Genomic DNA, 24911 nt, shown 5'->3' with positions numbered 1-24911 from the left:
CTAAAATCCTCCTAACCCAATTCCGCTTTTAATTCTAATATCGTATCTCGTAACGTTGCAGCTGCCTCAAAGTGCAAGGCCTTCGCTTCTTCGCGCATTTCTGCTTCTAGTTTTACAATTAATTCTCGCTTGTCTTTTTTCGATAAATCACTCAGCTTAGCCAGTAGCGGTTCTGGTGTGTCTTCGGCTACTTTTGAGACTCTGATGAGATCACGAATTTCTTTTTTGATTGTGACTGGAACGATACCGTGTTCTTCATTGTAGGCTTCCTGCAGGCCTCTTCTCCGAGCGGTTTCTTCAATTGCTCGGGTCATCGAGTCCGTCATTTTATCTGCATACATAATGACTTTCCCAGAAGAATTACGAGCTGCACGACCAATTGTTTGAATCAACGATCGTTCGCTACGTAAAAAGCCTTCTTTGTCGGCATCTAAAATCGCAACCAACGACACTTCTGGTACATCCAATCCTTCTCTTAATAAGTTAATACCGATTAGGACGTCAAATTTTCCTAAGCGCAAGTCTCGAATGATTTCCGTCCGCTCAAGTGTTTTGATATCGCTATGCAGGTACTTAACTTTTATTCCTAGTTCATACAAATAATCGGTCAAATCTTCGGACATTTTCTTCGTTAATGTGGTAATAAACACCCGCTCGTCACGATCGACACGCTCATTGATTTCACCGACTAAGTCATCTATTTGCCCCATAATCGGTCTGACTTCAATCAATGGATCTAACAAACCGGTCGGCCGAATAATTTGTTGCACGACCAAATCAGTATGCTCGTATTCATATGGTCCTGGTGTAGCGGATACGTAAATAATTTGATGCACATGCTTTTCAAATTCTTCAATCCGCAAAGGGCGGTTATCTAGAGCTGAAGGCAAGCGGAAGCCATAATCAATCAACATCTGCTTCCGTGCACGATCACCATTATACATTCCGCGAATTTGTGGCATCGTGACATGGGATTCATCCACGACAATGAGAAAATCATCTGGGAAAAAGTCGAGCAATGTATAAGGTGGCTCGCCTTCTTTCCGGCCATCCATATGACGAGAGTAATTTTCGATACCTGACGTGTAGCCCATCTCTCGCATCATTTCAATATCATAATTGGTTCGTTGTTCCAATCGTTGAGCCTCTAGTAGCTGGTTATTTTCTCTTAATACTGCTAAGCGCAAGGCCAACTCTTCTTGGATGGCTGCTATTGCCACTTCCATATGATCGCCATCAGTCAAAAAGTGCGTCGCAGGGAAAATGGAGACATGCTCTGTGTCGGCATACACTTCACCAGTCAGTGCATCTACTTCACGTATGCGATCTACCTCATCACCAAAAAATTCAATCCGTAAGGCACGCTCATCTCTAGAAGCTGGGAATACTTCGACTACATCGCCACGCACCCGAAATCTCCCGCGTTGAAAGTCAATATCATTGCGCTCGAACTGAATATCAATCAGACGACGCAATACCTCGTCACGTGATATCTCCATTCCTTCTCGAATGGAGACCACTTGCTTTTGATATTCAAAAGGAGACCCCAAGCCAAAAATACAAGAAACAGACGCGACAACAACAACATCATTTCTTTCAAGAAGTGAACTTGTCGCTGAATGTCGTAATTTGTCTATTTCATCATTGATACTAGCATCCTTTTCAATGTATGTATCACTAGAAGGAACGTACGCTTCCGGCTGATAGTAATCGTAGTAACTTACAAAATACTCTACCGCATTATTGGGGAAAAATTCTTTGAACTCACCATATAATTGACCCGCTAATGTTTTATTGTGAGCCAAAATTAATGTTGGTTTATTTACTTGCTGGATGACATTGGAAATGGTATATGTTTTTCCCGTACCCGTTGCTCCTAGCAAAATTTGTTCTTTTTTTCCTTCTTTAACATGCTGAACTAACTGTCGAATCGCCTCTGGTTGATCGCCAGCTGGTTGATACTCCGATACTAATTGAAATTGATTGGACATCACGCGATTGATCATCAACAACACTCCTTCAAAAAACTGTCTGGCCTTAGTTTACCATAGCGAACATATTTTCGCCATTTGTCTGAATTGAATTTGAGAAAGAAGTAGTTTGGTTCAATCTTTCTTGTTTTGTTAAATCATCTAACATGAGATGTAAGCAATCATTTTGAAAATTACGCATTTCTTGGTATAGTAAGCCAATGATTAAAAATATTTGGATAAACGAAATATTTTTAAGGAAATAAGGGGGAATTATTTAATGAAAAAAAGGTTGTTTTTTTTAACGCTTTTTTCTATCATGATGACGTTTTTTCTAACGTCTGTAACATCTGTTTCAGCTGATGAAAAAACGTATCAAATCGGGACGGATGTCACGTTTGCACCATTCGAGTTTCAAAACGATAACAAAGAGTACGTCGGAATTGATATCGATCTCTTAAAGGCTATTGCAAAAGATCAAGGGTTCGACATCAATATCCGAGCATTAGGATTCGATAGCTCGATACAAGGTGTACAATCAGGGCAATTGGACGGTATGATTGCCGGCATGAGTATTACGGATGAACGTAAAAAATCATTTGATTTTTCAGATCCTTATTTTGACAGTGGCATTCAAATGGCTGTCAAAGGTGACGATACGAGTATTTCATCTTATGAAGACTTAAAGGGCAAAACAGTCGGAGCGAAAGTCGGTACTGAAAGTGCAACGTTCCTAGATGAAAACAAAGACAAATACGGCTATTCCGTGAAAACTTATGACGATGCAACTGGTTTATACGGTGCGATTGACAATGGTACTGTCCAAGCTATTTTTGATGACTATCCTGTTTTGGGGTATGCCATTACTAAAGGGCAAGATTTGAAATTAGTCGGTGATGCAGAAAAAGGAAACTCGTATGGCTTCGCAGTCAAAAAAGGCCAAAACACTGAATTATTAGAAAAATTCAATGCCGGCTTAAAGAAGTTAAAAGCATCTGGCGAATATGACAAAATTGTCGCCAACTATATTTCATCTACAACAAGCACTTCAGATAGTTCAAGTGAAATGAAAAAAATCACTCCTAAAAAAGACACATACGTGATTGCCAGTGATTCTGCTTTCGCACCGTTTGAATTTCAAAATTCATCAAATGAATATGTAGGAATTGACGTTGACTTATTGAAGCGTGCTGCTGAACTACAGGGGTTTAACATTGAATTTAAGTTCATTGGATTCTCTGCAGCCGTTCAAGCTGTTGAGGGCAATCAAGCAGATGGTATGATTGCTGGGATGACGATAACGGATGAGCGTAAAAACTCATTTGACTTTTCAAATGCTTACTTCCAAAGTGGCATCCAAATCGCTGTTAAAAAAGACAATACTTCCATCAAATCCTATGAAGATTTAAAAGGAAAAACAGTTGGTGCAAAAGTTGGTACTGAAAGTGCTGATTTTCTAGCAGCAAATAAAGACAAATATGGCTTTAAAGTAAAAAATTATGATGCTGCCGATCAGTTGTATGAGGCAGTCAAAGTCGGTGCAGTCGATGCCATCATGGATGACTATCCAGTAATTGGTTATGCAATTTCTCAAGGTCAAGAACTCGCTACACCTATTGCCAAAGAATCTGGTGGTGAATATGGCTTCGCAGTGAAAAAAGGCCAAAACTCAGAGCTGATTGATATGTTCAATGAAGCGTTGGCAGAAATGAAACGGACCGGTGAGTACGATCAAATCGTAAACAAATATATCTCCGATGGTAGCGAGACTGCTGCAGAAAAAACAGAGAAAGCTGATAATTCAACACTCTGGGGTATTCTTCAAAACAATTACCAACAATTGTTAGCAGGTCTTGGTAAAACAATGGTTCTTGCATTGGTATCATTTGCATTGGCTTTAGTGGTTGGTGTTATCTTTGGTCTAATGAGTGTCGCACCAATCAAAGCCGTTCGCATCGTCGCTTCAATCTATGTTGATATTATCCGCGGTATACCGATGATGGTACTGGCCTTCTTTATCTTCTTTGGATTATCAGGAGCAACAGGTATCACCATCCCTGACTTTGCAGCTGGGATTATTACGTTGACGTTAAATGCAAGTGCCTATATTGCCGAAATCGTTCGTGGTGGTATTAATGCTGTTCCAGTCGGACAAATGGAAGCATCTCGTAGTTTAGGTTTGTCTTATGGTCGTACGATGCAAAAAATCATCTTGCCTCAAGCAATCAAAATTATGATTCCTTCATTTGTTAACCAATTTGTTATTTCATTAAAAGACACAACCATCATTTCCGTTATCGGAGTGGTCGAGTTATTACAAACTGGGAAGATTATCGTTGCAAGTACACTCCAAAGTACGTATGTGTACTTTATTATTGCAGTGATGTATTTAATCATCATTACAGCATTGACCCGAATTGCAAAATTATTAGAAAAGAAGGTGAAATAAAATGGCTGAAAAAATACTCGTTGAAAATTTAGTAAAGAAATACGGTGACAATACCGTACTGAATGATATTACAGCGTCGATCAATGAAGGCGATGTTGTTTGTATTATTGGTCCATCGGGATCAGGAAAATCGACTTTCCTACGCTGTTTAAATCGTCTGGAAGATCCGACAAGCGGTGCCATCATCGTCGATGGCGCTGACTTAACAGATAAAAATACCGATATTAATTTGGTTCGCCAACATATCGGTATGGTTTTCCAACACTTTAACTTGTTCCCTCACTTATCCGTATTGGAAAATATTACACTTGCACCAACTGATCTTGGCAAGCTATCAAAAGCTGACGCTGAAAAACGAGCCATTCAACTACTGGAAACAGTTGGTTTAGCCGAGAAAAAAGATATGTATCCTGACAACCTATCAGGTGGTCAAAAACAACGGGTCGCCATTGCACGTGCATTGGCAATGAATCCTGATATTATGTTATTCGATGAACCAACCTCTGCACTTGATCCAGAAATGGTCGGCGATGTGTTAAACGTCATGAAAAAATTAGCAAAACAAGGAATGACAATGGTTATTGTTACTCACGAAATGGGATTTGCGAAAGAAGTCGCTAATCGTGTGATGTTTATTGACGGTGGTAATTTCCTAGAAGATGGGACGCCCCAACAAATCTTTGAGAATCCTCAAAATGATCGAACCAAAGATTTCTTGAATAAAGTTTTAAATATTTAAAAGATATAGAACATGGTTTAGCTCTCCCAGTCTTCAAAAGTTCCAAATTGATTCGCAAATAGTTGAGAACTTTTGAAGGCTGTTAGAGCCAGTTTTACCCATATTAAAAAGGGAGTGTGACGAAGTCACACTCCCTTCTATTTGAATTATTCGACGCGTGGTTCTAAGTTTTCTTTTACATTTTCTGTTCCACGGTCAATTGATTTTTTCGCTTTGCCTGCTTGTGTAGAGATGTAACTTCCAGCAGTTCCAGCAGCGTCACTTACTTTATCTTGAACTGTTTCGCTGTCTTTTTCATACTCTTCTTTTGTTTTAATATCAACAACATTCACGTTAATTTCAATCACATCTAGGTGAGTCATTTTATCGACTTCAGTTTTGATTACACGTTTAATTTGGTCGTAAATGTCACGAACATCTCTACCGTATTCAACGACAACGTTTAAATCAACAGCAACTTGTTTCTTACCAACTTCTGTGCTGATTCCTGAAGTAACATTATCAGTGTTTACTAATTTTTCTGCGATATTAGAGAAAAATCCGCCATCGACTGTCAATAAACCTGGAATATCTTTTAATGCAATCCCAATAATTTTTTGAATCACTTTATCCTCATAAGTTAATTCACCGTTTACGTTTTGTTCTACTTTCTTTGTTTCATGTGGTAATGTTTTGTTTTCCATTCTTCATTCCTCCTGTTATTTGTTCTTATTGTTCATAAATTCTTGGAACAAACCATTTCTTTCTAAATATTGACCTAGGAAAAATCCTCCCACGGTCAAGAGCAGTAAAAAAATAGTTCTAAAAAAACCTAATGTTAAAAATAATGCTGCTAATACAAATCCACACCCAGCGACAGTGAGCGGATATGAATTATCATAAAAAAACTGTTTCATCGTATCCCTCCTATATCACTCTTGCTGTTTCCCGGTCGCTTGCATCATTAGCCTGACGTTCAGCTGTATTCTTCAGTTTTACATGTACTGCGATAGATTGCTGCACTCCCAGTAAATTTTTCAACTGCATTTCTAATGAACGAGCCCATGCCTCTTGTTTACCAATAAGATCTGATGTCCGCTTAATGTCACCACTCACACGGATTTTTACCGTCTTCTTGTACAAATGGGCGTTAACTTTCGGCGATTTTACAAAATCTGCCTTATTGATACTTGATGCTACAAATCCTTCGATTGCTCGCTTGGTAATCGTCAAGTCGCCATTCTCTGTTTTTACTTCTAAATAATTCGTACTCTTCGGATAAAAAATCACTAAAAGAAGAATTACCAAGAATGCAATGAATAAAAAGAATGTGAGCCCAAAAATAAAGGTTCCAAAATAATTATTTCCAAGTATAAATAGCTGCAAATTTCTTACATCCCAGTTCCAATTCGAGACTGGAAAATAAATAAGAAGAAGTGTGCCAAAAACTATAAGAAATAACAAATCGACAACGATCCATAAAAATTTCTCTGCACGATTCATCTAAGCCCCCCCTTTCTGATAAAAGATCGTTAAAAATATTGGTTACGATTATTATTATATATTCTTTGTTACCTAACGTAAAAACTCAGCAATTCAAATAGAATTACTGAGCATATAGTTTGCTTATTTGGTCGGATTTCAATATAAGTCGACAACGATTTTTGCTAATTCTTTATCCGCATTAAATGGTGCGAAATAACGATACGCCTCTCCACCTGCCTCGATAAAGTATTCTCTATTTTCCTCTCCTAGTTCTTCAATGGCCTCTAAGCAATCAACGACAAATCCAAGAGCGACGACTAATACTTTTTTATGCCTTCCCTTTAAACGGTCAGAAGTCGCGGGTTGAAGCCATTTTCCTGGTCCAAATTTTGATTAAAAAGACACATGAGTAGGAATATTAGGAAGCTTTTCAACTAGCAGGTCGGTCGTTTTCCGACACTCAATTTGATAGGTATCGCCATCTTTTTCATAACGTTCTGGAATACCATGATAGGAAAAAAGAATCGCATCAACGGGTTCCTCTTGGATTGTGTTCTTAATCTTGCTTACATAATAGTCAATATATAACGGATGGTTGTAAAAATTGCGAAAAAAAGTTAGGTTGATTATTTTATCACTTTTTACAAAGTATTTCGAAACTGTATCAAATATTGAACCAACTGTTGTGCCAGAATATTGCGAATATAAAGGGACAATTGTCAGTGATTCCGTACCGTTTTCTAATGAAGCGATCCAAGACATCCTCAATGAAAGTTGAACTATACGACATCGCATATTCTACTTGTAGATCTGATAATGCTTCTTAAATCGTGGCTGCCTGTGCCTTGGTGTATTCGAGAAGAGGAGAGGAGACCCATTTTCGGTCCATATTTTTGATATAATGCTGCAGATTTTTTGGGTCTAACTTGCATGATCATGCCATGAAGAATAGCTTGCCATAGTAATCGTGGCATTTTAATCGCACGCTGATCGCTTAAAAATGACGCTAGAAATTCTTTTACTTTTTGAGGATTCGCTTCATCAGGTGTTCCTAAATTAACTATCATTAATCCTTTTTTCAATTAACTCATCTCTTTGATTTAAAATAAAAAAAACCAATCCCAGTTAGCTACTGTACAGCACAACTAGCTACAAGGATTAGTTTTTTACTTATTTCTTTTTGCCTCCAAAGGCATCTTTCACTTTGTCAAAGAATCCTTCAGGTTGTTGCTCTGATGTACTTAGTCCTGAGACTTTAGCAAATAATCGCAACGCCTCTTTTTGCTCCTCGTTCAAATTCTTTGGTGTCAAAATTTTAACAGTTACTTGTTGGTCACCTGTGCCATTGCCTCTTAATCTTGGTGCACCTTTGCCACGCAAGCGGAATTTCGCTCCTGTTTGTGTGCCAGCAGGTATTTTCAACTTAACTTCACCATGGACAGTTGGTACTAAGACTTCATCACCTAAGGCCGCCTGTACAAAGTTTAATGGCAATTCATAGTAGATTTCTGACCCATCTCGATCAAATATATCGGAAGCTGCGACTCTAAAGACCACATACAAATCACCATAAGGGCCGCCATTCGTACCCGCCTCACCTTGGTTTGCTAGGCGCATTTGTTGATCATCTTCGACACCAGCCGGTACATTGACTTTCACCTTATGCGTTCGTTTTTCTCTACCAGTACCATGACACGTTTCACATGGATGCGCGATTTCTTTTCCTGTACCATGACACACATCACACGTTTGACGGCTCATCACGCGTCCTAGTGGTGTTTGGCGTTCAACATTAATCGTTCCTGATCCTTGACACTTTTTACATGTTTCCGGTTGGGTTCCTGGTTTGGCACCATTTCCGTGACACGTGTGGCATGTTTCTTCACGCTTGTATTTTAGTTCTTTTTCGACACCGAAAATAGCTTCCTCAAAGGTCAAATCAACCATATACTGTAAATCTGCACCTTGTCTTGGTGCATTCGGATTTGCATTACGGCCGCCGCCCCCACCAAAGAAGGATTCGAAAATGTCTTCAAAGCCACCAAAACCTGCACCCGAGAAGCCACCATTGCCAAAGCCACTGAAACCGCCGGCGTCACCATAGTTTGGATTCGTTCCAGCATGGCCGTATTGATCATAGGCTGCTCGTTTTTGCGGATCACTTAAAATCTCATAAGCTTCAGATATTTCTTTAAACTTATCTTCTGCATCGGCTTCTTTGTTGATATCTGGATGATATTGTTTGGAAAGCTTGCGATACGCTTTTTTGATTTCATCGTCCGAAGCCCCTTTTTGCACTCCAAGGACTTCATAATAATCACGTTTTGTTGCCATTGGCTTCCCTCCATCTTTCTATTTCATACTGTAATAGTTTACCATATTTTTCTATACAATGGCATGCAAATTAATTCAAAGAAAGAGCCAAAGTGAATGACTTTGGCTCCCTCAATAACAATATTATTTATCGTTATCTACTTCTTCAAAATCCGCATCAACCACGTCATCCGCGCCGCCTTGAGCTGCTTCTGGATTTTCTTGTGCTTGTTGTTGAGCAGCTTGTTCATACAATTTTACTGTTAAGTTTTGTACGATTTCGTTTAAAGCATCGCGTTTTGCTTTCATATCTTCAATGTTGTTTGCTTCAACAGCAGCTTTTAATTCATCGCGCGCTGTTTCTGCTTTCTTTAATTCTTCTGCATCAACTTTGCCTTCTAATTCTTTCGTTGTTTTATCAACAGTGAACAATAAAGAATCAATTTCGTTACGTAAATCAACTTCTTCTTTTCTTGCTTTATCAGCTTCAGCATTTGCTTCCGCATCTTTCACCATACGATCAATTTCTTCATCTGTTAAACCTGAAGAAGATTTAATAGTGATTTTTTGTTCTTTTTGCGTACCTAAATCTTTGGCTGATACATTTACGATACCATTTTTGTCAATATCGAACGTTACTTCAATTTGTGGAATACCTCTTGGTGCAGCTGGTATATCTGTTAATTGGAAACGACCTAATGTTTTGTTATCCGCTGCCATTGGACGTTCACCTTGTAATACATGAATATCTACAGCAGGTTGATTATCAGCAGCTGTGGAGAAGACTTGTGATTTACTTGTTGGAATGGTTGTGTTACGGTCAATTAATTTTGTGAACACGCCACCCATTGTTTCAATCCCTAGAGAAAGAGGTGTAACATCTAATAAAACGACATCTTTTACATCACCAGTAATCACACCGCCTTGGATCGCAGCACCCATCGCAACCACTTCATCTGGGTTTACAGATTTATTTGGTTCTTTACCAGTTTCTTTACGTACTGCTTCAACAACAGCTGGAATACGTGTTGATCCACCAACTAGAATTACTTCGTCGATTTCTGATTGTGAAAGACCAGCATCTTTTAATGCTTGACGGACTGGAACTTTAGTACGTTCTACTAAGTCGGCTGTTAATTCATCAAATTTCGCACGAGTTAACGTCATTTCTAAGTGAAGAGGTCCTGCTGCGCCAGCTGTAATAAATGGTAAGCTGATTTGCGTGCTTGATACACCTGATAAATCTTTTTTCGCTTTTTCAGCAGCATCTTTCAAACGTTGTACAGCCATTTTATCTGAGCTTAAGTCAATGCCGTTTTCTTTTTTGAATTCAGCAACCATGTGGTCAATAATTTTGTTATCAAAGTCATCCCCACCTAGATGGTTATCACCCGCTGTCGATAATACATCAAAGACGCCATCACCTAATTCAAGAACAGAAACGTCAAAGGTACCACCACCTAAGTCAAATACTAGGATTTTTTCGTCGCGATCCGTTTTATCTAAACCATAAGCTAATGCTGCAGCAGTTGGTTCATTTACGATACGTTCAACTTCTAAGCCAGCAATTTTACCTGCGTCTTTCGTTGCTTGACGTTGTGCGTCGTTAAAGTAAGCAGGAACAGTAATAACTGCTTTTTCAACTTTTTCACCTAAGTAATCTTCAGCAAAACCTTTGATGTATTGTAGAATCATTGCTGAAACTTCTTGAGGTGTATAAGATTTTCCTTCAACTTCAACTTTGTAGCCAGCTTCGCCCATGTGGCGTTTGATTGATGAAATCGTGTTAGGGTTTGTCACTGCTTGACGTTTTGCTACTTCACCTACTTGAATTTCACCATTTTTAAATGACACAACAGATGGCGTTGTTCTATTTCCTTCTGGGTTTGTAATAATTTTTGCTTCTCCGCCTTCTAATACGGCAACAGCAGAGTTCGTTGTACCTAAGTCAATACCGATAATTTTAGTCATAATAGATTCTCTCCTCTTCTTTTATCTCTTTATTATTGAGCAACAATGACCATACTTGGTCGTAAGACGCGGTCATATAATTTGTAACCTTTTTGAAGTTCTTCAACAATTGTATCAGCCTCTTGGCCTTCTTGCGCTGGCACCGTTTGGACTGCTTGATGAAGAGTTGGATCAAATGCTTCACCTTTTGCTGGGATTTCTTCAATTCCTTCTTCTTTTAAGGCGTGACGCAAGCTTTCGAGTACCATTTCAACACCTTTTTTTAGGTTTTGGCTGTGCTCATCTTTGGCCTCGATTGCCATCGCTCGTTCCAGATTATCTAATGCTGGTAAGACTTTTTTTGCTAAGTCTTGTGAACGATATTTTTGCAATAATTCACGTTCATTGCGATTACGAGAAGTAATGTTGGCAATTTCAGCTGAAGCTCTTAGAAATTTGTCTTCCATTTGGTCGACTTGTTTCTTCAAGTCTTCCACTTCAGCTAAGATGGGATCGACTTCTTCAGCAATTGCTTCTTCTGTCGCATCCACTTGTTGCTCGTCGTTAGTTTCGGGTAACTCTTGCTCTTGTGCTTCTTGTTTGTTTTCTTCTGTCACTATACAAACTTCCTTTCCAATATTATTGAATCATTCTAATTCTTGGTAATACCCATTTAGTTTCTGAGAAAGTTCTTTACTGAATGTATCCAATAATCCATACATTTTTGAATACGGCATACTTGTCGGACCAATTAATGCAATCGTACCTAAGCCATGATCTTTTATCGAGTAGTTGGCTTGAATCAAACTCATATTATGAAGCATCTTAACCCCTATCTCATCACCGACTCGAATTTGAATATCTCCTTCTCTGGATGAGAACAGCTTGGTTAATTGCTCCGAGTTCTTCATGAATGAGTACATGGATTTGATGGCTCGTGAATCAAGGGTTGTTTCATAATCCAAAAGATTCATCCGTCCACCGACATATACTCGTTCTTCAAACGCCTTTCCTAATACATGCTCGAAAAAGTCTAAAATGCCATCTGTCGTTTGAAAATAACGACTCATGGTCATTGGTATTTCAGTCCGCAAGCGCTGATAGACAGTCCATAATGATTCATTAACCATGCGGTCATTGATAATTTGGACAATTTTCTCAACATCCGTTGACTGAAATGTTGCTGGTATTGTGTAGACTTGACTTTCAACATTGCCTTTATCTGTCACAATAATCGCGACAATTTGACGATTGTTCAATGGGACAATTCGAAATCCCGTCAACATTCGATCTGTTAAGTTTGGCCCTACCGATAAAGCAGTGTAGTTGGTCAGTTTTGACAAAACAGTAGCCGCATATTGAATCACATCATTTATTTCGTGGAACTCACGATTCAATCCACGTCTAATCTGCTCAACATCCCCTTTTGAAGAAGTCATCGGCTCCAATAGATGATTGATGTAATAACGATACCCTTCAATCGAGGGGACACGTCCCGAAGAAGAATGTGTCTTGGTTAGTAAGCCAAATTCTTCTAGAGCCTTCATCTCATTTCGAATTGTTGCAGAACTCGCTTCAATTCCCGATTCCATCAACTTTTTTGAACCAACCGGAATTTCATTTTCGGTATAGCTCTGGATGATAAGACGCAAAATATCTTGTTGTCTCTTCGTTATCATGTCATCACCCCTTGTTAGCACTCGATATATCTAAGTGCTAATACGATTATAAATATACCACATCTCTATAGAATGTCAAGAGATTGCCCTTAAAAAATTAGCACTCTTAACAAAAGAGTGCTAATCGATTTTTTTATTCTATTTTATACTGTTCGCTGCATCAATTTATCTCCTTGTCTAGCAAAAATTGCTCAAAGACATCATTTCCGACATACATTCCTTGCTTTGTTAGAGCGACGTGTTGATCATCTGTTAGTAACCAGCCTTTTGCTACAAGACTGGTCACGACATCTCCATAGATTCCATCAAACGATTGGCCAAATTTTTTTTCAAATGCCTTCTTTGATACACCAGCTAACTTTCGTAAACCTAAAAATAATTCTTCTTCTATTTGTTCTTTTCTTAACACAGACTCACTCTGATAGATTGGTAATGTTCCTTCGCGTAAAGGCTTCAAATAATGCTGGATTGGCCCAAAATTACGATATCTCTTTTGATCAACATAGCCACTTGCCCCCGCACCAAAACCGTAATACTCCTCATTGTCCCAATACATTAGATTGTGCTGAGATTCATATCCCGGTGTAGCAAAATTACTAATTTCATATTGAAATTTGCCCGCCTTGGTCATCGCGTCAATTGTCTCTTCAAACATTTGCAACTCGACTTCCTGTGAAGGTAGGACCATATTACCTTTTCTCATCCAATTCATAAACATTGTTTTATTTTCCAAAATCAAGGAATAAAGCGAATAATGGGGCAAATCAAAGGTCAGTGCTTGCGTTAGTGTTTGGCGAAAATTATCCAGTGTCTGTCCAGGTAGGGCATAAATCAAATCAATACTCACATTCGAAAAACCCTTCGCTTCCAATAAATGCAAAGTTTCTGTCACATCTTGCGCCGAATGTTTCCGACCGATTTTTTTTAATAAGCGATCATCAAAGGATTGTACGCCCATCGATACGCGATTTACGCCATAATTTTGGATGATTGCCAACTTTTCCTCCGTCAAATCGCCTGGGTTAGCTTCAATCGTAAATTCTTTGGTGTCTGCTAGCGATACTCGCTCGGTAATTCCCGCTAACAGCTTATCAAGTTGGGTGGCCGTTAAAGATGTTGGTGTACCTCCGCCAATATAGATTGTCGGAAAAGAGGTAGTTTTATTTTTTGTTCCCCATTCAATTTCGTCAAGTAAACGATCAACATATTCATCTACTGGCTGCCCTTCAAGAAATACTTTGTTGAAATCACAGTAATAACAGATGTGTTCACAAAATGGGATATGGATATACATTGATTTTTGTTTGTTGGTGTTCATTATGCCATTCCTTTGGTCTTATTTGCACAGAAAAAGAGAAAGCCATTTGACTTTCTCAAATTTTGCTACTTTCTTTATTGGAACCTAGTGTACCATTAATCACGCAGATAATCGAATGATTGGAATTTTTTAGTTCGTCAAGCTCAATACATGCCGTAATTCTTTGACTGTTTCTTTGTTACCTGTAAAAATCAGGTGATCACCCAGTTCGATAACCGTATTTCCACGGGGGGCAATGAATTCATTGTTGCGGTAAATACGACTGATTGTAATTGCTTCAATAAATGGCAATGATTTGATAGGAATCCCTGTGTATCGACGATTGTTTACCGATACTTCATATAGTCCTGACTCCGTATCCGTCAGCATTTTCAGTGTAGATGGTGAGTCGATCATTTCCCTTAGTAAACTAATATTTACATCAAAGGTATTAAACAACTCCGCCCCCTTGGCTTGAAGCTGCTCGTACTTCGTATCAGTTAAGTCATGTGACTCTAAGCGGACAATCACTCGTGGGACTTCATATTTCGCTGCAAGCTGAGCCATTTCATAATTAATGGCATCGTCACGATACCCAAGTACCAATACATCAGCATCGAAGATTTGTTTGTCAAACAATGTCTGTTCTTCGCGATTTTCCAAAAATAAGACATGATCCATCGCACTGCGAAACGTTTCATAATGCTCGCGATCGTCCGTCACCATTTGAATATCATACCAGCCTTTTGCAAGTTGTTGAGCAACAGGGATTGTTAGCACATTGGTGCCAAAAAAAGTCACTTTGGTTAATTGTTCTTCTTCTTCGGTAGATTGGTAAAATTTATTAAAGAAAATAGGTGCAAGAATACAACAAAGGACCGCCGCTAACGTAAATTCGCCTACTTGGACTTCCGTAATTTGATCCAAATGTGCTGCTACCTCTAGCGTTGGTAACACCAACGTAATAGTTGTCGCAGAAATACATGCGCCGGCCAGTGCATTGGTGCGATTGAAGGACTTTTGCATAGTAAAAAAGAGCCCTGCTTTGGCTACCATAAAACAAACAAATAATAATAAAATCATTAACCATGCTTCTGGTTGGATAAGCAGACTTCTTAGCTCCAACTTGGCCCCGGTCATAATAAAGAATACTGGAATAAAAAAGCCATAGCCGACTGAGGTTAACTTCTCTTGCGTACTTTCACTTGGTTGCAAGAGCTTCATCACAATCCCGGCCAAAAATGCCCCTAAAATATTTTCTGCACCGACTGTTTCAGCCACAGTAACCAAAGTAAAGACGATAAAAAATGCCAAGCGGATATCGAGTTGCGTCGTCGATTTATCAACCTTTGCAAAAAAATCATAAATCCCACGAAAACGCCACAGTAACAGGATGGCTACCAAGAAAATCACTAGTATCAGCCAGATTTGCTCCGACTGTCCGCCATTCAATGCAGCATATGCCGATAAGGCAAGCAAAGGAATGATTTCACCTAAAACGGCAATTAGCAATAGCGTTTGTCCATAAGGTTTGCTTAATAACTCTTTTTCCTTTAGTGCCGCAATCACGACACCTAAGGCAATCGTTGAAAACAAAATTGTCGAAAGCATAAGATTATCAAAAATACCAAGAAATTTCACGACAAATGCCAATAGCACGGATGTCCCGAGTATCGCAACAAACGAAAGTATCGCCATCGGCAACGGCTGCGTTCCCTTTTCTTCAGATGATTTACTTTTAAATAAGCTAAAATCAATTTCCATACCGGATAAAAAAATTAAAATAATCACCCCTAAGCTAGAGAGAAATGATAAATTATTCGTCGTTTCAACGAATTGAAACCCCGTTCTTCCGATAATAATTCCCACAATAATTTCCGCAATTGCTGTTGGCACAGCTGTAATCTTAAAGCGCGCCATCGCAAGTGGAATCATTAATGCAGCAAATAATACAATTAAAAGTGACATTGGTTTGACTTCCTTTCCAACCTTATTGTTTTATTATATAGATATTTATTAAATATGAAAAAATATATGATTAAAAATTTGCTTTAACAATACCTGTTAGCATCGACCAATCCTCTCAAACATCCCGCTCGCCTTCCTCATTTTTTGTGTATTGCCATTTCATACATGGAACGCAAAACAAAAAGACCAGCAAATTCAAAAGTTTGAGCAACTTATGAATTTCCGGTCTTTCTGGCTTTTAACTGAACCATATTGACTCAGCTTTTATCATCTTATTTCGTCCATTCGTCGACTTTCTCTTGGTTCGCCTCGATCCAGTCTTTCGCAGCTTGTTCTGGCGTTTGACCATCGTTTATGGCCAACATCACAGATTCAATGTCATCTGTCGTCCATTCAAAGTTATCCAAAATTTGGTTTGCTTCGGGAAAATCATCAGCGAACCCTTTTCTCGTCATTGTATGGATACTTTCTTCGCCACCCATTGTGCCTTGTGGATCTTCTAAATACTTCAAATCATACTTAGCAAACATCCAATGTGGTGACCAACCAGTAATGACAATTGGTTGTTGGTTTTTATACGCTTGTTCTAAGGCGACCATCATCGCACCTGAAGAAGAAGTCGAGACGGTCCAATTTGAAAGATTAGCATAGGTTTGTTGCGTCGTTTCTGCTGCAGCAACAACACCCGCACCAGGCTCAATCCCTACAATCGTTTGATTCGCTTGATCGGTTAGATCTTCGATTGAATCCACATCCATATAACTAGGAACGACTAGTCCCAGTTTTGCACCTTCTAGGTTTGCACCTAAATCAGTGACCTGGTCTTTGTACTTATCATATTGCGCTTTATGCGTGTTAGGTAACCAAGCAGCTAGCATCGCATCAGATTGTCCTTTAGCGACAGACTCCCACATAATCGCATTGTCTAACGGTGTGATATCTACTGTGTAGCCTTGCTCTCTCAATATTTCAGCCATGACGTTCGTTGAGGCAACTTCAGTGTCCCATTCAACATAAGCTAGATGAATGGTTCCCTTTGATGCATCATTGGCTGATTGAGTGGTTTTCGTTTGCCAAACATTAACAAAAATGGATCCTAAAATGGCTACGACTGATACCAATGCTACGACACGTTTGGTTTTTTTGCTGATCTGTCCTTGTTCCTTTTTGTGTGAGGGCTTATTAATTAATTGGGTGAAGCGGTCCATCACGATAGCCAAGATAACTAAAGCTAGCCCATTAACGAAACCATTGCCTACTTGGGCATGTTGCAATGCTGATAAGACACCTCTACCTAGCCCAGGTGCACCAATCATTGAAGCAATGACGACCATGGATAATGCTAACATTGTCGTTTGATTAATCCCAGCTAAAATTGTGCTTTTGGCAAGCGGTAACTCAAGCTTAAACAACCGTTGCTTGCCTGTACTACCAAATGAATCTGACGCTTCGACCAATTCTTTCGGAATTTGACGAATCCCTAAATTCGTGAAACGAACAGTAGGTGGCAATGCAAAAATAACTGAAGCAAAGACCCCAGGCACCATACCAATGCCAAAGAAGGCTACGGCTGGAATCAAGTACACAAAGCCGGGCATCGTTTGCATAAAATCAAGGATTGGCTGAATGATTTTTTCAGCACGATCGCTTTTCGCCATCCAAATACCAAGCGGTACCCCGATAATGATCGACACTACGCTTGAGACAATAACTAAGGTCACGGTACTCATCAAGTCTGACCATAAGTTTTGATTGTAGATATATAAAAGGCCAATCAAACTAAACAACACTAAGCCCCATTTTTTCCCGGAAATGATAAACGCAATCAGGCTGACGACTAGAATCAGCACAAGTGGATGAATCATCATAAGGACATCCGTAAAGCCATTCATCACGCTAGAGCCACTGTCTTGAATGACCTGAAACAGTCCTGAAAAGGTATTTGTCACCCAATTTGTAGCCCTTTCAACCCAATTTGCAACAGGTATTGCTTGTTGTAAAAAGTTACTCATTTGTCACGTCTCCCTCTTTTTCATTTACTGAAGTCTCCGTGTCCGCTAAAGCTTCAATGACACTCCCGCGAATCACGACGCCCATCAAGCGATCTTGTTCATCAACAACGGCTAATGGCGTCGGTGAATCATAAATTAATTTAAAGATGTCGGTTACTAAAGTATCTGGATGAACTTTTTTGACATTTTTATCGATGACTTCTTTTAGTGCTTGACCATTTTTACGGGCATCAAGTGCCGACTCAGCGGTCAAACTACCTTTCAGTTGGCGCTTTTTGTCCGTCGCTAATAGCATGCTGACTTCTTCTTTACGCATCCGATTTAAGGCAACATTTGGTCCATCAATTTCAATATTGGTGGTCAACGCTGGCACCATAATGTTCGCAGCAGTCAGAACTTTAGAACGGTCGACATCTTCGACAAATTCTCGTACAAATTCGTTGGCTGGATTGGTTAAAATTTCCTCACCTGTACCAATTTGCATAATTTGACCATCTTTCATTAAAGCAATTCGATCGCCAATTCGTAGTGCTTCATTCAAATCATGTGTAATAAATATAATGGTTTTTTGAACTTTTGATTGTAGCTCCAAGAGTTCATCTTGCATTTCTCGACGAATAAGCGGATCTAAAGCTGAGAATGCTTCATCCATTAGTAAAATCTCAGGATCATTTGCTAATGCTCTTGATAAGCCTACACGCTGCTGCATTCCACCGGAAAGTTGGTCAGGATATTGGTCTTTAAAAGAAAGTAATCCTGAGTTTGCGAGGGCTTGTTCAGCTTTCACCGTTCGTTCTTCTTTCGGCACACCTCTTACTTCTAATCCATACTCAGTATTTTCAAGAATCGTTCGATGTGGAAACAGACCGAAATTTTGAAAAACCATATTAATTTTATGGCGACGAATGTCACGCAAGGCTTCTTTATCCATTTTTGCGATATCTTCTCCATCAATAAATACATCGCCATATGACGGTTCAATCAAGCGATTAATTAAGCGTACCAAGGTTGATTTCCCACTGCCGGAAAGCCCCATGATCACAAATATCTCGCCTTCATTCACTTCAAAGTTGGCATCGTACACCCCAACTGTCGCGCCTGTTTTTTCTAAAATTGTTGTTTTGGCTTCATTTTTTTTAACAAGTTCGAGTGCCTGTTGCTGACGCTTCCCGAAGACTTTAGTTAAATGTTCTACACGAACTTTGATCAAATCTTTCACACTCCCTAAAAATTTTCATGTTTTATTCAAACTGACCTTTCAATGTTAACATCGTGTGGTCACTTTGTCAAAAAATTAAGAAGCAATTAAGACAATATCTGCAGCTATATTCAATTAGCTACAACGAAAGACCAGAAAATCCAAAAGCTTGAGAAGCAACTTCTGGATTTTCTGGTCTACTGAACTATATTTTCTAGTTTATTACTCATAAAAGAAGCGCTGAACGCGATCAAAAACAGTCTCTGTCCCTACAAAATACAAATGATTCCCAATACTAAGCTTGGCGTATGGCCCAGGTGACAACAAAAGTTCTTTATCCGTCTGAATTGCAACGATCGTGGCACCTGTTTGATGCCAAAAATTTAGTTCATTAATACTTATTTCTAAATTTTGTGCCTGAGAAGTCAATTCTATTTCATAAGGAACAAAGGGCAATTGATCGTGAACATTTTTAGTACGTGCAACGAGTTGGTCTAATAATTGATTTAAGTGATTGGTTTCTGTGCGCTGCCTCTCGATGCTCGCTTGCATCTGTTGGCGAATGGATAAAATAGACTGACTGGCTTTAAACTGTGTAACATATTCCGCCGCCTTCTCCTTGGACACAACAAAAGCACCACTGCCATGCTTCACATCCATTATCCCTAAATCAACCAATATACTGATCGCTTTTCGGGCTGTCTCAGCAGAAACATTAAAATGAGTAGCCAATGTCGAACGCGCATGAATTTTTTCCCCTTCAACATATCGGCCTTCCACAATCCGCTCCGATATTTCAACGGCTACTTGCTGGTAACGTGGTAGCTGACCCACTCGCTCATTTGGTTGCTCACTCATCTGGATTCCTCCTTGCTCAATTTCCGAAATAAGTCCGTGTATCTTTTTCATCTTGTTGTAACTGATCAATCAATGCCTCCATCGACGGAAAAGCGACCTGTTCTCTTAAATAATGTACCCAGCGAACGCGAACATGCTCGCCATAAATATCTTGATGGAAATCTAAAATATTTATTTCGACAGTTACCGGACGATTTTGTTCAAAGGTATTATTCGTGCCAATCGATCCCATTGAAGGGAACCAAGTGTCTCCTACTAAGATCTCAGTCACATAGACCCCTTCTTTGGGCAGTCGCACACTCGCCTTTGTCTGAATATTGGCTGTCGGATAGCCTAATGTGCGGCCTCTAGCATCGCCATGAACGACAATTCCTTCTGTTTCATACGTTGTTCCTAACATTGCGGTCACTTCTTCCATTTCTCCATTACTTAACGCTTCACGAATATTTGTTGAACTCACTTTTTCTCCTGCCAACGTCTCTTTCGGTACAGTCACAATCTCAAAACGATTTTTAGCGTATTCTGCTAAATGTGGCATATCTGCGATGTCTTTTGGACCGTATGTATAGTCAAATCCCGCTACGACAACTTCCGCATGCCAACCAACAATATATTGATCTACAAATTCTTGCGGCTTTAATCCCGCAAAAGCTGACGTAAAATCAACAAAAAACAAGAAATCCACACCATTTTCGGCCATTTTTTCTTCTTTTTGCTTCAGGCTAGTCAAGTACTTCATAGTGTCAGGATTGATTTTTTGAAAGACGATGGACGGGTGTTGATTAAATGTCATAACTGCCAATTTCAGGCCTCTTTGATTGGCAATTTTGCGACCTGTTTCAATTACTTTTTGATGTCCTTTGTGTACGCCATCAAAAAAGCCCAAAACCAAAACGATTGGTTCGTCTGGTAGCTGATCTTGATGGTAAGGATGTCTAATTTCAATTACGTTCATCTTCCCACTCATTTCGTATAACTTTTAAAGGTTTTAATTGATCACTGTCTTCACGATAGGTAGCATAAATACTGACCACTTTTTCTTGATAGAAAATGGCGATCGGTTGGTCCGGTATCTGAGTTAAACCAAAATCCGCTGCACTTAGGCGCATACCATTTTTCACTTTGGACCATAAGGCATCAGAAATGGCGACTTGTTCAAAATTTTTCACACCAAATTCAATTGGAAGCAAATACTTGTCAACTATGCCAGCCTCTTTATAAGTAGCTACTTGTGCAAGTGTGATGGCTTGCTCTTTCGTAAATCCGCCACTTGCTAATCTAGTCAGCTGTGACATATGGGCGGGATAACCTAATGCTTCACCCAAATCAACTGCCAATGTACGGATATAAGTTCCCTTACCGCAATGGACTTGAAATTTCCAAGATTGAGTTTGTTGCTCCTTGTTCCATTTGGGTTCTGAGATGCGTGTGAAGGAGTTAATGGTTGCTTTGCGGATGGGGCGTTTAACTTCCTCATTGTTACGCGCGTACTCGTACAGGCGCTTGCCCGCGACTTTGACTGCAGAGTACATCGGCGGAATCTGAGTGATTTCCCCAATAAATTGAACCATCGCATGATCAATCTGATCTTTTGTCAACGGCTCAGTAACAGGCTTTTTCTGTACTACTTCGCCGGAAAAATCTTCCGTCGTGGTACTGTAACCCAACGTTACTTCACCTTCATAAACCTTTCCTTCGTCAGAAAGGAATTCAATGACTTTTGTTCCTTTGCCAATAAAGATTGGCAATACACCAGCGACATCGGGATCAAGCGTACCCCCATGACCGATTTTTTTGGTTTGCAATAGTTTTCGTAATTTAAAAACGCAATCATGACTGGTCATGCCAGGTTCTTTCCATAATGGTAAAATGCCGTCCATGCGTTCACTCCTTTTTCTTATTCAACTTTTCTATTATAGCATATGATAGAAATCGGTCCCATGCAATTGCTTTCTCTTTACAAGTAAAATTTGTTCAATCCTAAAGAAATACTAAAAAAAGAGCGTGTGACAAACATCGGTCACACACTCTTTTATGCAGTTACTCTTTATTTAGATTACGTAATAGTTCATCGATTTTGTTTCCATATTGAACGGATTGATCCAATTCAAAGATCAGCTCTGGTGTTTTATATAGTGACAATCCTTGTCCTAATTCTCTACGAATTAAGCCTGTTGATTTTTCCAAGCCAATTTGTGCTTTTTGGCGATCAGAAGCTAAGTCTGAAAGGATACTATAATAAATTGTCGCTTGTTGCAAATCACCTGTCACATGAACATCGGTAATCGTTACTTCTTGCACACGTGGATCTCTTACTTTTTTCCGTAAAATATCATTTACTTCTCTTAAAATTTCGTGCGCCACTCTTCTATCGCGATAGTTGGCCATAAGTCATCCTCCTATACTAGTCGACTTTAATTTCTTCCATGATAAAGCCTTCGATGACATCATCCATTTTTAAATCATTGAATTTTTCGATCATCGCACCACATTCAAATCCCATGCGAACTTCTTTCACATCGTCTTTGAAGCGTTTCAAGCTTGCTAATTGTCCTTCATAAATAACAATGCCATCGCGAATAACGCGGACACCACTGTCACGGCGGATAAAGCCTTCAGTCACATAAGCACCAGCAATGGTACCGACTTTCGATACTTTATACGTTTCGCGAACGATCATTTGACCAGTAATTTTTTCTTCAAATTCTGGATCAAGCATCCCTTTCATCGCTGTTTCGATTTCTTCGATTGCTTTATAGATGATGCGGTGTAAACGAATGTCGACTTCTTCAGCATCGGCTTGTTGTTTTGCTTGGGCTGTAGGTCGAACGTTAAAGCCGATAATGATTGCATTACTTGCGGCTGCAAGTGTCACATCACTTTCGTTAATCGCACCAACAGCTGAATGGACGATGTTTACTTTCACGCCTTCAACGTCAATTTTTTTCAATGAGGCAGCTAATGCTTCAGCTGAACCTTGTACATCTGCTTTGATGATAACATTAACGGCTTTTAGTTCGCCTTCTTTTAAGCTATCAAATAAGTTTTCTAACGTTACACGGCTACTTGAAGCACGGTGTTCTAGCAATGCCCGTTTGGCACGCTCTTCACCGGCAGCACGAGCTGACTTTTCGTCTTCAAATACTACAAAGCGATCACCCGCTTGTGGTACATCGTTAAGACCAGTAATTTCGACTGGTGTAGCTGGGCCAGCTTCTTTGTCACGGCGACCAAGGTCATTAGTCATGACACGGACACGACCAAATGTATTACCGACAACAATCGGATCCCCTACACGTAGCGTTCCTTGTTGAACCAATAAGGTTGATACTGGGCCTTTGCCTTTGTCTAAGCGAGCTTCAATGACTGTACCGATTGCTCGTTGTGTTGGATCTGCTTCTAAGTCTTCCACTTCAGCAACCAAAAGAATCATTTCAAGCAATTCTTCAATGTTTTGTCCAAATTTGGCTGAAATTTCTACAAAGATGGTGTCGCCACCCCATGATTCAGGAATCAATTCATATTCACTAAGTTCTTGCATCACATGTTGTGGATTCGCACCTGGTTTATCAATTTTGTTTACAGCAACGATAATTGGTACTTTCGCTGCTTTCGCATGGTTGATTGCTTCAATAGTCTGTGGCATAACACCGTCGTCGGCTGCAACGACCAAGATAGTGATATCGGTAATACTTGCACCACGAGCACGCATGCTTGTGAAGGCCGCATGTCCTGGCGTGTCTAAGAACGTGATTGGTTTACCGTTAATATCAATTTGGTAGGCACCGATATGTTGGGTAATTCCGCCTGCTTCACCACTTGTTACTCGTGAATGACGCAAGGTATCTAACAAGGTAGTTTTCCCGTGATCGACGTGTCCCATAATCGTTACGACTGGTGGGCGTGATTCTAGGTTTTCTTCGTTTAATTCTTCTGGTTCAAAGAATTTGTCGATATCAGCAATATCCACTTGCACTTTTTCTTGGGCTTCCATCCCATAATCAGTTGCCAATAATTCAATTGTATCTTTGTCTAATGGTTGGTTTTGGTTCACCATCACACCTAACATAAATAACTTCTTAATTATTTCTGCAGGCTCGCGGTGAATTTTTTTCGCAATCTCAGCCACGTTCATGCCTTCTGTATACTCTAAAACATCAGGTAATTCACGGAATTTACGCGCCGGTACAGCTGGTTTTCTTTCTTGCGATACATTTTGGCGTCCTTTTTTGCCGCGTTTATTAAATTTTGAGCGGTTTTGGTTGTTGCCAAAATTGTTATTTTTGTTGCGGTTATTTGAGCGATTTGCTGGTTTGTTACGATCTTGCCCATTATTGCTCGCGTTGTCAAATTTTGTTGCCGGTTTCGCTGGACGCGTAGCTGTTTGCGCTGGGCGATTCGTTGTTTGGCTCTTTTGCGCAGCAGGTTTTGCTGTTGATTTTGTATCTCGAGGTGCATTGTTTTTTGGTTTTGATGTTGCTGTAGGTTTATTTTGATTCATATTTTCGCTATTACGTCCTTGGTTTGTATTCCGATTTTGAGGACGATTGGTTTGATTCGCCTTTGCTTGACCAGTATTCGGTCGTTGATCGGTACCTTTGTTTTCTGTTGGTGTTGGTTTGATGGGTGCTTGAGTTGGTTTGGTATCTTTTGTTTCCACTTTAGAAGTTGAATTCATCCGATTACCTGCATTCCCTGTAGCACCCTTAGTTCCTCGGTTATTGGTATTGATACGTGGTGCTTGATTTTTTCTATTTTGAAATTTTGGATTATTTCGTTGCGATTGAAATTTTGGTTCAGGTGTATTGGTCGGATTGGTCGATTTTGTTTGTCCCTCAGTTTTCTTCGGTTGCAGTGACTGCCGGAGCTGCTTCTCTTGTGTTTCTGAGATAGCACCCATATGGTTTGCCACATCAAAGCCTAATGATTGTGCTTTTTCAACTAATGATTTATTTGAGGTATTCAATTCTTTGGCTAATTCATAGATTCTTTTTTTTCCCATGTAATCACCTTC

At 39.6% G+C, this 24911-nt stretch carries 20 protein-coding genes and 1 pseudogene; 2 read left to right on the top strand and 19 right to left on the bottom strand.

Annotated features, from left to right (window positions below; all coding sequences use genetic code 11):
- Window positions 1–11: 11 nt before the first annotated feature.
- Window positions 12–2006 (bottom strand): excinuclease ABC subunit UvrB, encoded by a 1995-nt coding sequence (gene uvrB, locus NE257_RS03280; RefSeq protein ID WP_276532297.1) that lies wholly within the window; start codon window positions 2004–2006, stop codon window positions 12–14.
- 244 nt (window positions 2007–2250) lie between these two features.
- On the opposite strand from uvrB, the gene NE257_RS03275 reads away from it, so the two are divergent.
- Both NE257_RS03275 and NE257_RS03270 read left to right on the top strand, forming a co-directional pair.
- Window positions 2251–4419 carry an amino acid ABC transporter substrate-binding protein/permease gene (locus NE257_RS03275; RefSeq protein WP_251851403.1) on the top strand — a complete coding sequence of 723 codons (2169 nt, stop codon included), beginning with the start codon at window positions 2251–2253 and terminating at the stop codon, window positions 4417–4419.
- A 1-nt stretch (window position 4420) separates the two neighbouring features.
- Complete coding sequence (locus tag NE257_RS03270) at window positions 4421–5158, top strand: amino acid ABC transporter ATP-binding protein (protein ID WP_251851402.1); 738 nt, start codon at window positions 4421–4423, stop codon at window positions 5156–5158.
- 146 nt (window positions 5159–5304) lie between these two features.
- On the opposite strand, the gene NE257_RS03265 is transcribed toward NE257_RS03270, so the two are convergent.
- The 18 genes and pseudogenes from NE257_RS03265 to infB all read right to left on the bottom strand — a co-directional run bounded on the left by NE257_RS03265 (window position 5305) and on the right by infB (window position 24899).
- Window positions 5305–5841 (bottom strand): Asp23/Gls24 family envelope stress response protein, encoded by a 537-nt coding sequence (locus tag NE257_RS03265; protein WP_251851401.1) that lies wholly within the window; start codon window positions 5839–5841, stop codon window positions 5305–5307.
- A 15-nt stretch (window positions 5842–5856) separates the two neighbouring features.
- On the bottom strand, window positions 5857–6054 hold the full coding sequence (locus NE257_RS03260; protein WP_007208540.1) for a DUF2273 domain-containing protein: 198 nt from the start codon (window positions 6052–6054) through the stop codon (window positions 5857–5859).
- Between the two features lie 10 nt (window positions 6055–6064).
- Window positions 6065–6640, bottom strand: coding sequence for an alkaline shock response membrane anchor protein AmaP (gene amaP, locus NE257_RS03255; RefSeq protein ID WP_251851400.1), 576 nt, complete (start codon window positions 6638–6640; stop codon window positions 6065–6067).
- 138 nt (window positions 6641–6778) lie between these two features.
- A pseudogene (hemH, locus tag NE257_RS03250) lies at window positions 6779–7384 on the bottom strand (ferrochelatase).
- 17 nt (window positions 7385–7401) lie between these two features.
- Complete coding sequence (locus NE257_RS11640; protein ID WP_338127543.1) at window positions 7402–7704, bottom strand: ferrochelatase; 303 nt, start codon at window positions 7702–7704, stop codon at window positions 7402–7404.
- 88 nt (window positions 7705–7792) lie between these two features.
- Window positions 7793–8956: a molecular chaperone DnaJ gene (gene dnaJ, locus NE257_RS03245; RefSeq protein ID WP_007208545.1), complete on the bottom strand. Its 1164-nt coding sequence runs from the start codon at window positions 8954–8956 to the stop codon at window positions 7793–7795.
- A 123-nt stretch (window positions 8957–9079) separates the two neighbouring features.
- Complete coding sequence (dnaK, locus tag NE257_RS03240) at window positions 9080–10906, bottom strand: molecular chaperone DnaK (RefSeq protein ID WP_007208546.1); 1827 nt, start codon at window positions 10904–10906, stop codon at window positions 9080–9082.
- A 32-nt stretch (window positions 10907–10938) separates the two neighbouring features.
- Window positions 10939–11505: a nucleotide exchange factor GrpE gene (grpE, locus tag NE257_RS03235; protein WP_338127562.1), complete on the bottom strand. Its 567-nt coding sequence runs from the start codon at window positions 11503–11505 to the stop codon at window positions 10939–10941.
- 27 nt (window positions 11506–11532) lie between these two features.
- Window positions 11533–12564: a heat-inducible transcriptional repressor HrcA gene (gene hrcA, locus NE257_RS03230; protein ID WP_251885760.1), complete on the bottom strand. Its 1032-nt coding sequence runs from the start codon at window positions 12562–12564 to the stop codon at window positions 11533–11535.
- A gap of 160 nt (window positions 12565–12724) precedes the next feature.
- Entirely contained in the window at window positions 12725–13882 is a 1158-nt protein-coding gene (gene hemW, locus NE257_RS03225) for a radical SAM family heme chaperone HemW (RefSeq protein ID WP_007208549.1), read from the bottom strand.
- A 129-nt stretch (window positions 13883–14011) separates the two neighbouring features.
- Window positions 14012–15829: a cation:proton antiporter family protein gene (locus NE257_RS03220; RefSeq protein WP_251851398.1), complete on the bottom strand. Its 1818-nt coding sequence runs from the start codon at window positions 15827–15829 to the stop codon at window positions 14012–14014.
- A 272-nt stretch (window positions 15830–16101) separates the two neighbouring features.
- The gene (locus tag NE257_RS03215) at window positions 16102–17841 is read right to left on the bottom strand and encodes an ABC transporter permease/substrate binding protein (RefSeq protein ID WP_007208551.1); all 1740 of its coding nucleotides are present in this window, start codon (window positions 17839–17841) and stop codon (window positions 16102–16104) included.
- Window positions 17834–19051 (bottom strand): quaternary amine ABC transporter ATP-binding protein, encoded by a 1218-nt coding sequence (locus tag NE257_RS03210; RefSeq protein ID WP_040366759.1) that lies wholly within the window; start codon window positions 19049–19051, stop codon window positions 17834–17836. Before NE257_RS03210 ends, NE257_RS03215 begins: the two co-directional genes overlap by 8 nt.
- 210 nt (window positions 19052–19261) lie before the next feature.
- On the bottom strand, window positions 19262–19897 hold the full coding sequence (locus NE257_RS03205) for a GntR family transcriptional regulator (RefSeq protein WP_040366763.1): 636 nt from the start codon (window positions 19895–19897) through the stop codon (window positions 19262–19264).
- Window positions 19898–19913: 16 nt separating this feature from the next.
- Window positions 19914–20852: a riboflavin biosynthesis protein RibF gene (ribF, locus tag NE257_RS03200; protein WP_007208554.1), complete on the bottom strand. Its 939-nt coding sequence runs from the start codon at window positions 20850–20852 to the stop codon at window positions 19914–19916.
- Complete coding sequence (gene truB / locus NE257_RS03195) at window positions 20839–21777, bottom strand: tRNA pseudouridine(55) synthase TruB (RefSeq protein ID WP_251851397.1); 939 nt, start codon at window positions 21775–21777, stop codon at window positions 20839–20841. Before truB ends, ribF begins: the two co-directional genes overlap by 14 nt.
- Window positions 21778–21937: 160 nt before the next feature.
- Window positions 21938–22285 (bottom strand): 30S ribosome-binding factor RbfA, encoded by a 348-nt coding sequence (gene rbfA, locus NE257_RS03190; RefSeq protein ID WP_251851396.1) that lies wholly within the window; start codon window positions 22283–22285, stop codon window positions 21938–21940.
- A 16-nt stretch (window positions 22286–22301) separates the two neighbouring features.
- Window positions 22302–24899, bottom strand: coding sequence for a translation initiation factor IF-2 (infB, locus tag NE257_RS03185; RefSeq protein ID WP_251855007.1), 2598 nt, complete (start codon window positions 24897–24899; stop codon window positions 22302–22304).
- Window positions 24900–24911 lie beyond the last annotated feature (12 nt).

Source organism: Enterococcus italicus, from assembly GCF_023743875.1.
GTDB classification, from domain to species: domain Bacteria; phylum Bacillota; class Bacilli; order Lactobacillales; family Enterococcaceae; genus Enterococcus_G; species Enterococcus_G italicus.
Note: the sequence above shows the minus strand (reverse complement) of the source record. Positions and strands in the feature narration are given on the sequence as shown.

Bases quoted from the DNA above. Each gene is read 5' to 3' on its own strand.
- uvrB (WP_276532297.1), bottom strand. From the start codon at position 2,006: ATGATCAATCGCGTGATGTCCAATCAATTTCAATTAGTATCGGAGTAT.
- NE257_RS03275 (WP_251851403.1), top strand. From the start codon at position 2,251: ATGAAAAAAAGGTTGTTTTTTTTAACGCTTTTTTCTATCATGATGACG.
- NE257_RS03270 (WP_251851402.1), top strand. From the start codon at position 4,421: ATGGCTGAAAAAATACTCGTTGAAAATTTAGTAAAGAAATACGGTGAC.
- NE257_RS03265 (WP_251851401.1), bottom strand. From the start codon at position 5,841: ATGGAAAACAAAACATTACCACATGAAACAAAGAAAGTAGAACAAAAC.
- NE257_RS03260 (WP_007208540.1), bottom strand. From the start codon at position 6,054: ATGAAACAGTTTTTTTATGATAATTCATATCCGCTCACTGTCGCTGGG.
- amaP (WP_251851400.1), bottom strand. From the start codon at position 6,640: ATGAATCGTGCAGAGAAATTTTTATGGATCGTTGTCGATTTGTTATTT.
- dnaJ (WP_007208545.1), bottom strand. From the start codon at position 8,956: ATGGCAACAAAACGTGATTATTATGAAGTCCTTGGAGTGCAAAAAGGG.
- dnaK (WP_007208546.1), bottom strand. From the start codon at position 10,906: ATGACTAAAATTATCGGTATTGACTTAGGTACAACGAACTCTGCTGTT.
- hrcA (WP_251885760.1), bottom strand. From the start codon at position 12,564: ATGATAACGAAGAGACAACAAGATATTTTGCGTCTTATCATCCAGAGC.
- hemW (WP_007208549.1), bottom strand. From the start codon at position 13,882: ATGAACACCAACAAACAAAAATCAATGTATATCCATATCCCATTTTGT.
- NE257_RS03220 (WP_251851398.1), bottom strand. From the start codon at position 15,829: ATGTCACTTTTAATTGTATTATTTGCTGCATTAATGATTCCACTTGCG.
- NE257_RS03215 (WP_007208551.1), bottom strand. From the start codon at position 17,841: ATGAGTAACTTTTTACAACAAGCAATACCTGTTGCAAATTGGGTTGAA.
- NE257_RS03205 (WP_040366763.1), bottom strand. From the start codon at position 19,897: ATGAGTGAGCAACCAAATGAGCGAGTGGGTCAGCTACCACGTTACCAG.
- ribF (WP_007208554.1), bottom strand. From the start codon at position 20,852: ATGAACGTAATTGAAATTAGACATCCTTACCATCAAGATCAGCTACCA.
- truB (WP_251851397.1), bottom strand. From the start codon at position 21,777: ATGGACGGCATTTTACCATTATGGAAAGAACCTGGCATGACCAGTCAT.
- rbfA (WP_251851396.1), bottom strand. From the start codon at position 22,285: ATGGCCAACTATCGCGATAGAAGAGTGGCGCACGAAATTTTAAGAGAA.
- infB (WP_251855007.1), bottom strand. From the start codon at position 24,899: ATGGGAAAAAAAAGAATCTATGAATTAGCCAAAGAATTGAATACCTCA.